A 14,927-nucleotide genomic window follows, 5' to 3' on the forward strand; every position below is an offset into this window, starting at 1 on the left:
CATACACTCTCCCACATGGGTCGTATTGCCAAATTGAGAGCAGCTCTCCTCACACCATCAATCCAGCGCCTTCCAGATATCCCCCGCATATTCCCGGATCGTCCGGTCCGATGAGAACCAGCCCATGCGCGCCGTGTTGAGCACCGCGGAGCGCCACCACTCTTTCGAGTCGTGCCAGTGGGCTTCGACCCTGGCCTGGGCGTCCCAGTAGGAATCAAAGTCGGCGCAGACCAGAAAGCGGTCGTAGGCCAGCAATTGATCGATCAGGCCGGCATAACGGTTAGGATCATCCGGCGAAAAAACGCCGCCCCGAATGGCTTGCAGGACGTCGTTGAGTCGACCCGAGGCCGCCGCTGCCGCGTAAGCGCTGAAGTCGCCTACTTGCTTGTGGGCTTCGACTTCCCGCGCGGTCATGCCGAAGATGAACATGTGCTCCAGACCCACTTGCTCGCTCATCTCCACGTTGGCACCGTCCAGCGTGCCAATGGTCAGCGCGCCGTTGAGGCCGAATTTCATGTTGCTGGTGCCTGATGCTTCCAGGCCCGCAGTCGAAATCTGCTCCGACAAGTCGGCTGCCGGGATGATGCTTTCGGCCAGGCTGACGTTGTAGTTGGGCATGAACACGACTTTGAGCAGGCCGCGAACGGTAGGGTCACTGTTGACCGTGCGAGCGATATCATTGGTCAACTTGATGATCAGTTTGGCCGAGTGATAACTGGCTGCGGCCTTGCCAGCGAAGATCTTCACGCGTGGCACCCAATCAGTGCCCGGCTGAGCACGAATGGCCTGATACAAGGCAACGGTGTGAAACAGGTTCAACAGCTGGCGTTTGTATTCATGAATCCGTTTGACCTGCACATCGAACATCGCGGCCGGATTGACCACGATCCCCAGACGCTCCTTGATGATCGCTGCCAGAGCACGCTTGCTGTGCAGGCGCTGATCCGCGAATTGCTTGCGGAAAGAGCTCTTGTCGGCGAACGGTTCCAGTTCGATGAGGCGTGTTTCCGCACTGTCCAGCACGTCATCCCCGAGGGACTCGGTAAGCATCTGGGTAAGTTTGGGGTTGGCCTGGAACAGCCAGCGGCGGAAGGTGATGCCGTTGGTTTTGTTGTTGATCCGCTCGGGATACAACTTGTGCAGTTCGGCGAAGACCGTCTTGCGCATCAACTGAGTATGCAGCGCGGAGACGCCGTTAATGCTGTGCGAGCCGAGGAACGCGAGGTTGCCCATGCGCACCCGACGGCCGTTTTCTTCTTCGATCAGCGATACCGCGCGCAGTACGTCGAAATCGTGAATGCCTTTGGCGCGCAAGGTGTCGATGTGCTGAGCATTGATGATGTAGATGATCTGCATGTGGCGCGGCAGCATCCGCTCCATCAGGCCGACCGACCAGGTTTCCAGCGCCTCTGGCAGCAGAGTGTGGTTGGTGTAGGCGAGGGTGCCCACGGTGATCTTCCAGGCGGCATCCCACGCGATGCCATGGTTGTCGATCAACTGACGCATCAGCTCGGCCACTGCAATGGACGGGTGCGTGTCGTTCATCTGGATGGCCGCGTGTTCCGGGAGATCCATCAAGGTGGCATGCATATTCAAATGGCGACGCAGCAAATCCTGCAGCGACGCGGAGACGAAGAAATACTCCTGACGCAGACGTAATTCCTGACCAGCCTCAGTGGCATCGTTCGGGTAAAGCACGCGAGAGATACTTTCGGCGCGCACCACCTCGGCCACTGCACCAAAGTGGTCACCGGCGTTGAAGCGCTCAAGGTGCAAATCACCCACCGCACGGGCGCGCCACAGACGCAGGGTGTTCACGCTTTTACCGCGCCATCCCACCACGGGCGTGTCGTAAGCGATGGCCCGGACAGTTTCAGATGGACGCCAGACCTGACGCTGTTCACCGTCCTCATTGGTGAGGGTGTCGACACTCCCGCCGAAGCCGATGGGGTACACCACTTCCGGGCGTTCGAATTCCCATGGGTTGCCGAAGTCCAGCCAGTTTTCGGTCTGCTCCTGTTGCCAGCCATCGACAATGGCCTGGCGGAACAGGCCGTGTTCATAACGAATCCCGTAACCGTGACCTGCGATGCCCAGCGTCGACATGCTTTCCATGAAGCAGGCCGCCAGACGACCAAGGCCGCCGTTACCCAGCGCTGCGTCGGGCTCAAGCAATTTGATGCGCTCGATGTCCACGCCCAGCTCGGTCATCGCCTCGCGGGCAACTTCCAGCAGGCCGAGGTTGCTCAGGCTGTCGTACAGCAGACGCCCGATGAGGAATTCCAGCGAAAGGTAATAGACCCGCTTCTGGACCTTGCGATAAATCTGCCGGGTATGGTCCATCCAGTGCTCGACCATGTGGTCACGAGCAGCGAGTGCAACAGCTTCGAACCAGTCATGCTCAAACGCATGGTCAGGGTCCTTGCCCACCGAATAGGTGAGTTTGGCGAGAACAGCGGCGCGGAAAGCAGCCACTTCAGCGTCACGAACGAGTGGTTCCTGAGACATCGATACGACCTCAAGTAGTCAGACGAATGAAGGATGAGATTTCTTTGACTGTAGGGCGAGTCTGCAAAACTTTCCTGAAATTTCCTAAATTACTCAGGATACGACCTTCGGTTCGACAGACTCTTGTCGCTCTGGTTCGCCGGTTTGGGCAATTGGCAAACCGCTTGCATTGATCGTTCCACTCTCGGCATGAGCTGAGAGTGACAGCATGAACATTCCTCGTTTCGGGTTTATGATGCCTCAAGGCAAAAAAATAGAAGAACCCGAATCGCACTCACGGAGCACCTATGCAGACCTTGTATCCGCAGATCAAACCTTACGCCCGGCATGATCTGGCTGTAGAGGCACCGCACGTTTTGTATGTCGATGAAAGCGGGTCGCCGGAAGGTCTGCCGGTGGTGTTCATTCATGGCGGTCCGGGTGCGGGCTGCGATGCGCAAAGCCGTCGTTATTTCGATCCCAATCTGTATCGCATTATCACTTTCGACCAGCGCGGCTGTGGTCGCTCGACACCTCATGCAAGCCTGGAGAACAACACCACCTGGGATCTGGTTGCCGACCTTGAGCGGATTCGCGAGCATCTGGGTATCGATAAATGGGTGCTGTTTGGCGGGTCGTGGGGATCGACCTTGTCCCTTGCGTATGCCCAGACTCATCCGGACCGGGTTCACGCTCTGATCCTGCGCGGTATTTTTCTGGCGCGTCCGCAAGAAATCGAGTGGTTCTATCAGGCCGGCGCAAGTCGCATGTTCCCGGATTACTGGCAGGATTATGTGGCCCCGATCCCGCTGGACGAGCGTGATGATCTGTTGACCGCGTTTCACAAGCGTCTGACCGGTACCGACCAGATCGCCCAGATGCACGCTGCGAAAGCCTGGTCCACCTGGGAAGGTCGCGCTGCAACGCTGCGTCCTAACCCGCAAGTGGTTGATCGCTTCTCCGAGCCGCAGCGTGCGTTGTCGATTGCGCGCATCGAGTGCCATTACTTCACCAATAATTCTTTCCTCGAAGAAAACCAGCTGATCCGCGACATGCCGAAAATCGCCCATTTGCCGGGGATCATTGTGCACGGTCGTTATGACGTCATCTGCCCGCTGGATAATGCCTGGGAATTGCACCAGGCCTGGCCGAACAGCGAGCTGCAGGTGATTCGCGATGCGGGACATGCCGCATCGGAGCCGGGCATTACCGATGCTTTGGTCCGCGCTGCCGCACAGGTCGCCGGGCGCTTGCTGGATTTGCCGCCTGAAGAGGCTTGATGCCGTTTGTTGGAGCGAGGCTTGCCCGCGAATAACGATTGCGCGATCTATCTGAGATACCGTGTCGACTGATTCGCGGGCAAGCCTCGCTCCAACAGTAAGCGAGGGAATTTGATACATGAAAGGCTTGCTACAACGCGTCAGCAGCGCACGAGTTGAAGTTGAAGGGCAAATCGTGGGTTCAATCGACCAGGGTCTGATGGTGTTAGTGGGTGTCGAGCCTCAAGACACGCAGGCCAGTGCCGACAAGCTGCTACATAAGCTGCTCAATTACCGGGTGTTCAGCGATGCTGACGGCAAGATGAATCTGTCCTTGCGCGATGTCGAAGGTGGTTTGCTGCTGGTTTCGCAGTTCACTCTGGCTGCCGATACCAAAAGCGGCATGCGGCCGAGCTTCTCGAAAGCAGCCCCGCCAGCCCTCGGAGCCGAGTTGTTCGAGTATTTGTTGAGTCAGGCTAAAAGCTCGCACGCAGTGGTCGAATCGGGCCAATTTGGTGCAGACATGCAAGTCCATTTGATAAATGATGGCCCAGTGACTTTCCTGCTTGAGGGCTAAAGGACTGATTTGGTTTACTAACCCCGAAATTATTAGGCTGGAAACCGATAAATACTTCATTGGACATGGTGCGTTGTTGCACGCGCTACTAGATAATCGCGCCGTCCGGGTATCCGCGTTTGTGGCACCGTTTGGCAAGTTCAAAAGCTGGTCCGACACCGTTTGGGGAATCATTAGGTTCTTTTGGAGTCGGAACAGTGCTCGCCAACCCGGCAATTGATAGCTGGCCGTTGGTTTCTTCATCTGTTTTCGGCGAGGGTTGCTCGTGATTGTTAGTCCCTGTAATGCGGTAAAGACACCTGGCAAGCGGTTGCGTAGCGCGCTATTGGCAAGTTCAGCCCTGATCTCACTGTTCAGCGCCACTCAACTGTGGGCGTTTAGTCTTGATGACGTAGCGAGCAGAGCGAAAGAACTGGCCGACAAGAAATACGAAGCCCCGCGCAGCAATCTGCCCGCCGAGTTCCGCGACATGAAGTTCGCGGACTACCAGAAAATCCGTTTCCGTGAGGATCGTGCCGAATGGGCTGGCGACAGAACGCCGTTCAAGGTCTCGTTCTATCACCAGGGTATGCACTTCGACACCCCGGTCAAAATCAACGAAGTCACTTCGACCACCGTTGAAGAGATCAAGTACGACGCCAGCCGCTTTGATTTTGGCGATGTGAAGTTTGATCCCAAGTCGACCGAGAATCTCGGCTATGCCGGTTTCCGCGTTCTGTACCCGATCAACAAAGACGACAAGCAAGACGAAATCATGACCATGTTGGGCGCGAGCTACTTCCGCGTCATCGGTAAAGGTCAGGTTTACGGTCTGTCTGCACGTGGCATGGCGATCGATACCGCGCTGCCGTCTGGTGAAGAGTTCCCGCGTTTCACCGAATTCTGGATCGAGAAGCCAAGCGCTGATGACAACCATCTGGTGATCTTCGCGCTGCTCGACTCCCCTCGCGCAACCGGTGCCTACAAGCTGACCCTGCGTCCGGGCACCAACACGCTGGTCGACGTCCAGTCGCGCATGTACCTGCGTGACAAGGTCTCCAAACTGGGCGTTGCTCCGCTGACGAGCATGTACCTGTTTGGTGCCAACCAGCCTTCGCGCGTGCAGAACTATCGCCGCGAGCTGCACGACTCCAACGGTCTGTCGATTCAGGCTGCCAACGGCCAATGGCTGTGGCGTCCACTGACTAACCCTAAACATCTGGCCGTCAGCAGCTTCTCGGTAGAGAACCCGCGCGGTTTCGGTCTGCTGCAACGTGGTCGCGACTTCGCTAACTACGAAGACCTGGACGACCGCTATGACAAGCGTCCGAGCGCATGGATCGAGCCGAAAGGTGATTGGGGCAAAGGCACCGTCGATCTGGTAGAGATCCCGACTGCTGATGAAACCAACGACAACATCGTTGCATTCTGGAAGCCGGAAACCCTGCCAGCACCGGGCGAGCCTGTTGACTTCAACTATCGCATCCACTGGACCATGGACGAGAAAGCCATTCACTCGCCTGATCTGGGCTGGGTGAAGCAGACCCTGCGCTCCGCCGGTGACATCCGTCAGTCCAACCTGATTCGTCAACTGGACGGCAGCGTTGCGTTCCAGGTCGATTTCGTGGGTCCGATCCTCGCATCGATGCCGGAAGACAAGACCATTCGTAGCCAGGTAACGACTGACACCAACACCGAGCTGGTGGAAAACAACCTTCGCTACAACCCGGTGACCAAGGGCTATCGCCTGACGTTGCGGGTCAAGGTCAAGGACACTAACAAGCCGATCGAGATGCAGGCTTACCTGCTGCGCGAGATCCCGGCCGAGCCAGGCAAGGAACCTGCGGTACTGGTTGCTGACAAGGCTCACATCGGTGACGAGAAAAAAGCTGCGGCTAAAGAGGCTCCGAAGAAAGAAGCCCCTGCGGACGCCGCGAAGGATTCGAAAGCCGATGTAGCCAAAGCTGACGCAGCCAAGCCTGCTGATGCCAAGGCCGATGCATCCAAGCCAGCAGATGTCGCCAAATCTGACGCCGCCAAGCCAGCTGATGCTGCCAAAGCAGACGTAGCCAAGGCTGATGTCGCGAAAGACAAAGACGGCAAAGAGATCCAGCAGCCTGAAGCCGAAGCTGCACCCACCAATCCAGAACCGGCCAAGACGCTGCAAGTCATGACCGAGACCTGGAGCTACCAGTTGCCAGCCGATGAGTAATTCCGTACCGGTGCCAGTATCGCTCAGCGAGTACCTGGCGCACCTCCCGATGAGTGATGAGCAGCGAGCCGAACTGGCTGGCTGCACCTCGTTCGCTGAGTTGCACGAGCGCTTGTCTGCTCAGCCAGTCACCGACCCTGCCGAAGCCGCTCAGGCTTCGGTGGGTCGCCGGCTGACGCTGACCACCGCCGAGGCTTTGGAAGAAGCCGAGATGCTGACGCTCGACGCTAACGGTCGTGTGTGCCTCAAGGCCACGCCGCCGATTCGTCGTACCAAAGTCGTGCCTGAGCCATGGCGTACCAATATTCTGGTGCGCATGTGGCGTCGCCTGACCGGTCGCAGTAACCCGGTCGAGCCAAAGGTCGAGCGTGATCTGCCCAAGGCGCGCTGGCGCACCGTGGGTTCGATTCGTCGTTATATCCTGCTGATCCTGATGCTTGGCCAGACCATCGTGGCTGGCTGGTACATGAAAGGCATTCTGCCGTACCAGGGCTGGTCGCTGGTTTCGCTGGACGAAATCACTCACCAGACTTTCGTGCAGACCATGTGGCAGGTTCTGCCGTATGCGTTGCAGACCAGCATCCTGCTGCTTTTCGGGATTCTGTTCTGTTGGGTTTCAGCCGGCTTCTGGACCGCCTTGATGGGCTTCCTGGAACTGCTGACCGGCCGTGACAAGTACCGCATCTCCGGTGCCAGTGCGGGTAACGAGCCGATTGAAAAGGGTGCTCGTACCGCGTTGGTCATGCCGATCTGCAACGAAGACGTGCCGCGTGTGTTTGCGGGTTTGCGAGCGACTTTCGAGTCGGTTGCGGCGACTGGCGACCTCGATCGTTTCGACTTCTTCGTGCTCAGCGACAGTAACGAGACCGATATCTGCGTTGCTGAGCAGCAGGCCTGGCTGGACGTGTGCCGCGAGACCAAAGGCTTCGGCAAGATCTTCTATCGCCGTCGCCGTCGTCGCGTAAAACGCAAAAGCGGCAACCTCGACGACTTCTGCCGTCGCTGGGGCGGTGACTACCGTTACATGGTCGTGCTTGATGCCGACAGCGTCATGAGCGGTGAATGCCTGACCAGCCTGGTGCGCTTGATGGAAGCCACGCCGGACGCCGGTATCATCCAGACCGCACCACGGGCGTCGGGCATGGACACTCTTTATGCGCGCATGCAGCAGTTTGCCACTCGCGTATACGGTCCTTTGTTCACGGCCGGTCTGCACTTCTGGCAACTGGGTGAATCCCACTACTGGGGCCATAACGCGATCATCCGCATGAAGCCGTTTATCGAGCACTGCGCCCTTGCGCCGTTGCCAGGTAAGGGGGCTTTTGCCGGTGCGATCCTGTCTCACGACTTCGTTGAAGCGGCCTTGATGCGTCGTGCTGGCTGGGGCGTGTGGATTGCCTACGACCTGCCGGGTAGCTATGAAGAGCTTCCGCCAAACCTGCTCGATGAACTCAAGCGTGACCGCCGCTGGTGCCACGGCAACCTGATGAACTTCAGGCTGTTCCTGGTAAAAGGCATGCACCCGGTTCACCGCGCAGTGTTCCTGACGGGCGTGATGTCTTACCTGTCGGCACCGTTGTGGTTCTTCTTCCTGGTGTTGTCCACAGCCTTGCTGGCGGTGAACACACTGATGGAGCCGACCTACTTCCTTGAACCGCGTCAGCTGTATCCGCTGTGGCCACAATGGCACCCGGAAAAAGCCGTTGCGCTGTTCTCGACGACCATCGTGTTGCTGTTCCTGCCTAAACTGCTCAGCATCATTCTGATCTGGGCCAAAGGCGCGGTCGGTTACGGCGGCAAGATCAAGGTCACCCTGTCGATGCTGATGGAAATGCTGTTCTCGGTGCTGCTGGCTCCGGTGCGCATGCTGTTCCACACCCGTTTCGTGCTGGCTGCTTTCCTGGGCTGGGCTGCGACCTGGAACTCGCCACAACGTGACGACGACTCCACGCCGTGGATCGAAGCGGTCAAACGCCACGGTCCGCAGACTCTGCTGGGCGCGTGCTGGGCACTGCTGGTGGCTTGGTTGAACCCAAGCTTCCTTTGGTGGCTGGCACCGATTGTCGGTTCGCTGATGCTGTCGATTCCGGTTTCGGTGATTTCCAGCCGTACCGGTCTGGGCCTCAAGGCGCGCGACGAGAAGTTCTTCCTGATTCCGGAAGAACACACGCCGCCGCAAGAGCTGGTCTCGACTGATCTGTACACACACGAGAACCGTTGGCACGCGCTGAAACAAGGCTTCATCCGTGCTGTGGTCGATCCGCAACAGAACGCGCTGGCCTGCGCCCTGGCGACTTCGCGTCACCGGATCGCCGAGCCTATCGAGTTCGTACGGATGGAACGTGTACGTCACGCACTGGCAGTCGGGCCTGAGAAACTCAGCAACCATGATCGGCTGATGCTGCTCAGCGATCCGGTTGCCCTGGGTCGCCTGCATGAGCAGGTCTGGAGTGAAAACCATCCTGAATGGCTGGATGCATGGCGAGAGTCTGTCGCCGCTGACCCGCACGCGCCGCTGCTGCCTTTGCAGCCGGTCGTGCGCGAGCCTGAGCCTTCTTTGGTTCACGCTTGATTCAAGGCTGGTAAACAAAAACGGCGCCCCTCAAGGGCGCCGTTTTTTATTGGGCTGGAAAAATATCCCTATGGGAGTTGGCCCAGTGTCCACCACACCGCTATCTCGCGCCAAGCGGTGGACCTGTAGGAGCGCACGAGCACCGCGAGGCCGCGATCGCGGTGTATCAGACTAACCGCCATCGCTGCCTCGCGGTGCTCGTGAGCTCCTACAGAATGTATTTCAATTCAGCTCCCACAGTGGTAATCCACTTGCCCCTCATCAACAATCCGGCTTATCCGCCGTATAACGCCGCGCCGGGTTCACCGCTGCGCCAAACTCACGCAAGGCCTTGGCACCAATCAACAGCGGGTAGTTGAAGTGGCTGCGGTCTACCAGGTTCACCTCGACCGTGCGCTTGACGTTACCCAGGCACAGCTCAAGATCGACAACCGGGCGTTTGGTTGGATCGAGGTCTTCGTCCTCGTCGTCGCCTTCTGCGCGGCTCTTGATTTTGCTGATCCGGGAAACCTTGTGTTCATACACCTTGTTGCTGGCGTCTTTGGTCGCGAGACGGAAGCGAACCCAGTCATCGCCATCGCGCTTGAACAACTCGATATCCTTGGCCGACAGCGACGCGGTCAACGCGCCGGTGTCCATCTTGGCTTTGAAGGTTTCACCGATTTCCGCGACCTTGATATTTTCGTAGCGACCATACAGCGTCGGCTCGGCAGCCATGACAGGCAATGCCAGCAGGGACAATAGCGCCAGGGTTGATTTCACTGGGTAGGTACCTTTTTTGAATTGAAATGCAATCCACCTTGTGGGAGCGGTGCTTGCCCGCGATAAGAGCGACGCGATCTAAAGTGAACCGTATCCAGCCTTATCGCGGGCAAGCACCGCTCCCACAAGAGCAGCTCTAAAACATGCCATTTTAGACATCACGATCACACATCGTTCGTTGGCCCCAGCTTACCCGTAACCTTGTGAAACATTTGTCCGCGACAAGTGGATTTGGCGCTAGCGCTGTTGCTCTTTATCATGGCGACCCTTGTAGTCCTCCAGAGATCCGTATGCGTCGCCTGCTCACTGGCTGTTTTGTCACATTGCTGTTGTTGCTTAACACGCTGGTCATGATCGGTCCGTTACTGATCTTCGGCCTGCTCAAGCTGACTTTCAGCGGTCAGTTACGCGAGAGCTGCTCGCAAGCGGTGGTATGGATTGCCGAAACCTGGGCTGAAGTCGACAAGCTGATTTTCTCGCTGTGCATTCCTACCCGCTGGGAAATTCGCGGTGATGAAGGCTTGCGCAGCGACACCTCTTATCTGGTGATCAGCAATCACCAGTCGTGGGTCGATATCCCCGCGCTGATTCAAGCGTTGAACCGCCGCACGCCGTTTTTCAAATTCTTCCTGAAGAAAGAACTGATCTGGGTACCGCTGTTGGGTCTGGCCTGGTGGGCGCTGGATTACCCGTTCATGAAGCGCTACAGCAAGGCCTTCCTGGCTAAGCATCCGGAGCTCAAGGGGCATGATCTGGAAATCACTCGTCAGGCCTGCGAGCTGTACAAAAATCAGCCAGTGACCGTGGTTAACTATCTGGAAGGCACGCGGTTCACTGCAGCCAAACATGCTGAACAGAACTCGCCCTATTCACATCTGCTAAAGCCCAAGGCGGGAGGGGTGGCGTTCGTGTTGGCGGCCATGGGGGAAAAGCTGGATGCGATTCTGGACGTAACGGTGGTCTATCCGGGCGAGCGCATTCCGGGATTCTGGAATCTGCTCTGCGGTGATGTTCCAAGGGTGATCATCGATATCCAGACGCGGGAGCTGGATCCGGGGTTATGGCAGGGCGATTACGAGAACGATCCGTTGTTTCGCGAGAAAGTTCAGGGCTGGGTCAATAAGCTGTGGGAAGAGAAGAACGCACGCATCGCCACCTTGCGAGGCGATGCGTCCCAGGATTGAAGGATCAGCGCTGAATCAGCTGCCTGCGCCCCACACGCTGCTCAGGCTTTGCAGTGCTGACCCGCCAGCACCTTGTTGACCCAGGTATTGCAGAATCAGTGGTACAAACTGGCTGACCATTGAGCTGTCCATGCCCAAAGCACTGAACGCCTTGTTCACATCGCCCATGCTTTGTACGTTACCCAACGCGCTGTTCAGCACCGAGCTTTCAGCGCTGTTGCCGGAGTTGCCCAACAGACTTCCCAGGCCATTCAGGCTGCCAAGGCTGCTCAGTGCACCGTTGCCAGCGAGCTGATCGAGGCCCGGAACAGATTTGCTCAATTGGCTGTAATCGTTGCCGGCGAGTTTGTTTTTCGCCAGACCCAGCAAAGCGCCCGTGCCGCCGACGGCTTGCTCAGGGGTGACATTAAGGTTGGTGCCCAACAGATTGAGCAGACCCGCAGCTTCAGGCGCTGCGGTGGCTTTCTGATTGCTGTTGGTGGCGTTGGACACAGCGTTGGCCGCGTCATTCAGATTGAAAGCGAACACCGGGCCAGCGGCAACGGCCATCAAGGTTGCCAGTGCTACACCGCGTGAAATCTTCATTGCAACAAACCCCTCAAGCCAGAAAATCCGGCAGCTGCCGGTAGAAACACGTGTTCGACCTTGAGCGGGGTGGCAATGTTCCTTGCGTTCGTTCGTTCGTTCGTTCGTTCGTTCGTTCGTTTGGTCGGTGCTGTAACCGTTGGAGCGTGGCTTGCCCGCGAATAGGGCACCTCGGTAAACCAGATATACCGCGTTATCGTTCTTCGCGGGCAAGCCTCGCTCCAACGGGGTTGATGACTACGCCGCGCTGAACAACTTATGCGGATCAATCACAAACTTCTTCGGCACACCGGCATCGAACTCGCCATAACCGCGTGGCGCGTCGTCGAGGCTGATGACCTCCACTCCAACAATGTCAGCGATTTTGATGCGATCCCACATGATGGCCTGCATCAACTGGCGGTTGTACTTCATCACGGGCGTCTGGCCTGTGTGGAAGCTATGGGATTTGGCCCAGCCCAGACCGAAGCGGATACTCAGGCTGCCCATTTTTGCAGCGGCATCGACAGCACCCGGATCTTCAGTGACGTAGAGACCGGGAATACCGATCTTGCCCGCCACACGCACCACGCCCATCAACGAGTTGAGGACAGTGGCCGGTGCCTCATGCTGCACACCCGCATGGCCATGGCCGCGTGCTTCGAAGCCTACCGCGTCGACGGCGCAGTCCACTTCCGGCTCGCCCAACAGTGCGGCGATTTGCTCGTGCAGCGGGGTATCGAGGGACAGGTCAGCAATTTCAAAACCCTGAGCCTTGGCATGGACCAGACGAGCAGGGTTCACGTCACCGATGATGACCACCGCAGCACCCAGCAGGCGCGCAGATGCCGCAGCGGCCAGACCAACCGGGCCTGCACCAGCGATGTATACCGTACTGCCCGGACCTACACCGGCTGTGACTGCTCCGTGATAACCGGTGGGCAGAATGTCGGAAAGGCAGGTCAGGTCGCGGATCTTTTCCATCGCCCGGTCGCGATCCGGCAGCTTGAGCAAGTTGAAGTCGGCATAAGGCACCAACACGTATTCGGCCTGGCCACCGGTCCAGTCGCCCATGTCGACATAACCGTACGCACCGCCCGGGCGAGCCGGATTGACGGTCAGGCAGACGCCGGTATGTTGTTCCTTGCAGGATCGGCACAAACCGCACGCCACGTTGAAGGGCACCGATACCAGGTCGCCGACCTTCAGATTCTCGACGCCAGTGCCTTTTTCGATCACTTCGCCAGTGATTTCATGGCCCAGTACCAAGCCGGTTTGTGCAGTGGTACGGCCGCGAACCATGTGCTGGTCCGAGCCACAGATATTGGTGGAAACTACCCGCAGGATAACGCCGTGTTCGATCTTGCGCCCACGCGGGTCCTGCATTTTGGGATAGTCGATTTTCTGTACTTCGACCTTGCCAGCGCCGAGATACACCACACCACGATTGTCAGCCATTCTTTCACCTCGATTTTGTTGTTATGTCGCGGGGAAATGCGCTGCTTTTTTTTTTGGTGTTGCAAGCAACGCAAGGATTGCTCTGGGTGTTTGCCTGGATATTGATGCCCGGTAGGAGGCAACTTGTTGGCGAGGCAGGCGACGCGGTGTTTCAGGTGCATCGCCTCGCGAACAAGTTCGCTCCTACCACGATTGGTTTACAGCACCACTGTCCTGTTGGCGTTCAAAAACACACGCCGTTCAATGTGATAACCCACCGCCCGTGCCAGCGTCAGGCCTTCGATGTCACGACCTTTGGCGATCAGGTCCTCGGGATAATGACTGTGATCCACCACCTCCACGCCTTGGGCGATGATCGGACCTTCATCCAGGTCGTTATTAATGTAATGCGCGGTGGCTCCCACCAGTTTCACGCCTTTGTTGTAAGCCTGATGGTACGGCTTGGCGCCTTTGAAGCCCGGCAGCAGCGAGTGATGAATATTGATCGCCTTGCCGTCCAGCTTGCGGCACAGGTCCGGCGACAGCACCTGCATGTAGCGGGCAAGAATCACCAGCTCGGCACCTGACTCTTCGATCACCTGCCAGACTTTGCTTTCCTGAGCGGGCTTGTCGTTCGGGTCCAGGGGGAAATGGTAGTACGGAATTTCATGCCAGCGCGCCAACGGCTCCAGATCCGGATGGTTGGACACCACCGCAACCACGTCCATGGACAGTTGGTTGATACGCTGCCGATAGAGCAGATCGTTGAGGCAGTGATCGGCTTTGGACACCATGATCACGACTTTTGGCCGATAGTTCGGCGCAGTCAGCTCGAAGATCATGCCAAAGGCTTCGCCGCGTTCAGTCAAACCTGCGCGGAAACCTTGTTTGTCAAAACCGTCTGGTTGACGAAATTCAACCCGAATGAAGAAGCGGCCGGACAGGCGATCGTCAAAGGAATGGTGCTCAGTGACGTAGCAGCCCTGCTCGAACAAGTAGCGGGTCACCGCGTCCACCGTGCCCAGTACGCTTGGGCAGTCGGCGGTCAGAATCCATGTGTCGGGGGCGCGGCTCATTCATCAACTCCTGAAATCATGATTTCGCGGTAGGAGGCAACTTGTTGGCGAGACTGACGACGCGTTGTGTCTGGTATGGCGTCTCGCGAACAAGTTCGCTCCTACCGGGGGTGCGTACTCAGGCCTGAATGGTCAGGCCGTACTCGGCACTCGCATCCTGCAACCACAGCCACCAGTAATCGGCGAAGCTACGGCGGATCAGCAATTCCCAGGTTTCTTCGCCAGTGCGGCGGATCACCAGTTGGGATTTGGCGAATACCGTGCCGACGGCTTTACCCACCGGGAAGTTGTCCGGATGCACGTCATAGCTGGTGGACTTCATCAGCACTTCGCGGACTTTCGGGCCGCTCAATTCGAGGATGGACTGACCGCCGCTGACATTGACGATAGCGATGTGCAGACCGGTCAGTTCCTGGCGCAGCTTCTGCTCTACGGCGAATTCTTCACCGGTCGGCACGATCAGCAGCCATTCATCCGGGCCAAGCCACTGGATCGAGCTGTCGCCACTGATCACCAGTGCCAGTGCGCCGGGCAATTCCATCCCTAGAGCCTTGTGGATGCCCGCTGCGAAAGCCGGGTCGTGAGCGTCGCCACGGATGGTCAGATGCCCGAGTAATTTTTTCTCGCGCAGGATCACGCCAGGGTTGGCGCGACCTTTACCGACCAGGCTATTAAGGTCGGCGTGAAACAGCGGTGACTCGGCTTTCTCGCCGGCCGTTGGCCGCTGCTGGTAAACGTTGGCTGTGGTCATAGAGCACCTGTTCTGAATTCTGTTGTGTTGCCGGAACGCCGCTTACTCCCTGTGGGAGCGGTGCTTG

11 protein-coding genes are annotated in these 14,927 nt (G+C 57.8%); 5 read left to right on the plus strand and 6 right to left on the minus strand.

The annotated features are described in order from the left end of the window. Positions 1–57: 57 nt before the first annotated feature. The gene (locus H8S59_RS21585) at positions 58–2,508 is read right to left on the minus strand and encodes a glycogen/starch/alpha-glucan phosphorylase (RefSeq protein ID WP_187522745.1); all 2,451 of its coding nucleotides are present in this window, start codon (positions 2,506–2,508) and stop codon (positions 58–60) included. A gap of 287 nt (positions 2,509–2,795) precedes the next feature. On the opposite strand from H8S59_RS21585, the gene pip reads away from it, so the two are divergent. The 4 genes from pip to mdoH all read left to right on the plus strand — a co-directional run bounded on the left by pip (position 2,796) and on the right by mdoH (position 9,086). Continuing rightward, the gene (gene pip, locus H8S59_RS21590) at positions 2,796–3,767 is read left to right on the plus strand and encodes a prolyl aminopeptidase (RefSeq protein WP_187522746.1); all 972 of its coding nucleotides are present in this window, start codon (positions 2,796–2,798) and stop codon (positions 3,765–3,767) included. 118 nt (positions 3,768–3,885) lie between these two features. After that, positions 3,886–4,323, plus strand: coding sequence for a D-aminoacyl-tRNA deacylase (gene dtd, locus H8S59_RS21595; protein WP_187522747.1), 438 nt, complete (start codon positions 3,886–3,888; stop codon positions 4,321–4,323). A 259-nt stretch (positions 4,324–4,582) separates the two neighbouring features. Continuing rightward, positions 4,583–6,514: a glucan biosynthesis protein G gene (locus H8S59_RS21600; protein WP_187522748.1), complete on the plus strand. Its 1,932-nt coding sequence runs from the start codon at positions 4,583–4,585 to the stop codon at positions 6,512–6,514. Beyond that, entirely contained in the window at positions 6,507–9,086 is a 2,580-nt protein-coding gene (mdoH, locus tag H8S59_RS21605; RefSeq protein WP_187522749.1) for a glucans biosynthesis glucosyltransferase MdoH, read from the plus strand. The genes H8S59_RS21600 and mdoH overlap by 8 nt, the downstream gene beginning before the upstream one ends. 261 nt (positions 9,087–9,347) lie before the next feature. Here mdoH and rloA2 read toward each other — a convergent pair whose 3' ends face one another. After that, a complete protein-coding gene (gene rloA2 / locus H8S59_RS21610; RefSeq protein ID WP_095092544.1) occupies positions 9,348–9,848 on the minus strand; it encodes a retropepsin-like aspartic peptidase RloA2 in 501 nt (166 codons plus the stop codon). 290 nt (positions 9,849–10,138) lie between these two features. Here rloA2 and H8S59_RS21615 point away from each other — a divergent pair, with 290 nt between their 5' ends. Further along, positions 10,139–11,032 (plus strand): acyltransferase, encoded by an 894-nt coding sequence (locus H8S59_RS21615; protein ID WP_187522750.1) that lies wholly within the window; start codon positions 10,139–10,141, stop codon positions 11,030–11,032. A gap of 15 nt (positions 11,033–11,047) precedes the next feature. On the opposite strand, the gene H8S59_RS21620 is transcribed toward H8S59_RS21615, so the two are convergent. From H8S59_RS21620 to H8S59_RS21635, 4 genes are all read right to left on the minus strand, one after another. Next, positions 11,048–11,617: a DUF2780 domain-containing protein gene (locus H8S59_RS21620; RefSeq protein ID WP_187522751.1), complete on the minus strand. Its 570-nt coding sequence runs from the start codon at positions 11,615–11,617 to the stop codon at positions 11,048–11,050. A 237-nt stretch (positions 11,618–11,854) separates the two neighbouring features. Further along, entirely contained in the window at positions 11,855–13,054 is a 1,200-nt protein-coding gene (fdhA, locus tag H8S59_RS21625; protein WP_187522752.1) for a formaldehyde dehydrogenase, glutathione-independent, read from the minus strand. Between the two features lie 197 nt (positions 13,055–13,251). Beyond that, complete coding sequence (purU, locus tag H8S59_RS21630) at positions 13,252–14,109, minus strand: formyltetrahydrofolate deformylase (protein ID WP_187522753.1); 858 nt, start codon at positions 14,107–14,109, stop codon at positions 13,252–13,254. Between the two features lie 118 nt (positions 14,110–14,227). Continuing rightward, positions 14,228–14,860, minus strand: coding sequence for a sarcosine oxidase subunit gamma (locus H8S59_RS21635; protein WP_187522754.1), 633 nt, complete (start codon positions 14,858–14,860; stop codon positions 14,228–14,230). Positions 14,861–14,927: the final 67 nt, after the last annotated feature.

The sequence above is a fragment of the Pseudomonas folii genome, from assembly GCF_014357575.1.
GTDB classification, from domain to species: Bacteria; Pseudomonadota; Gammaproteobacteria; order Pseudomonadales; family Pseudomonadaceae; genus Aquipseudomonas; species Aquipseudomonas folii.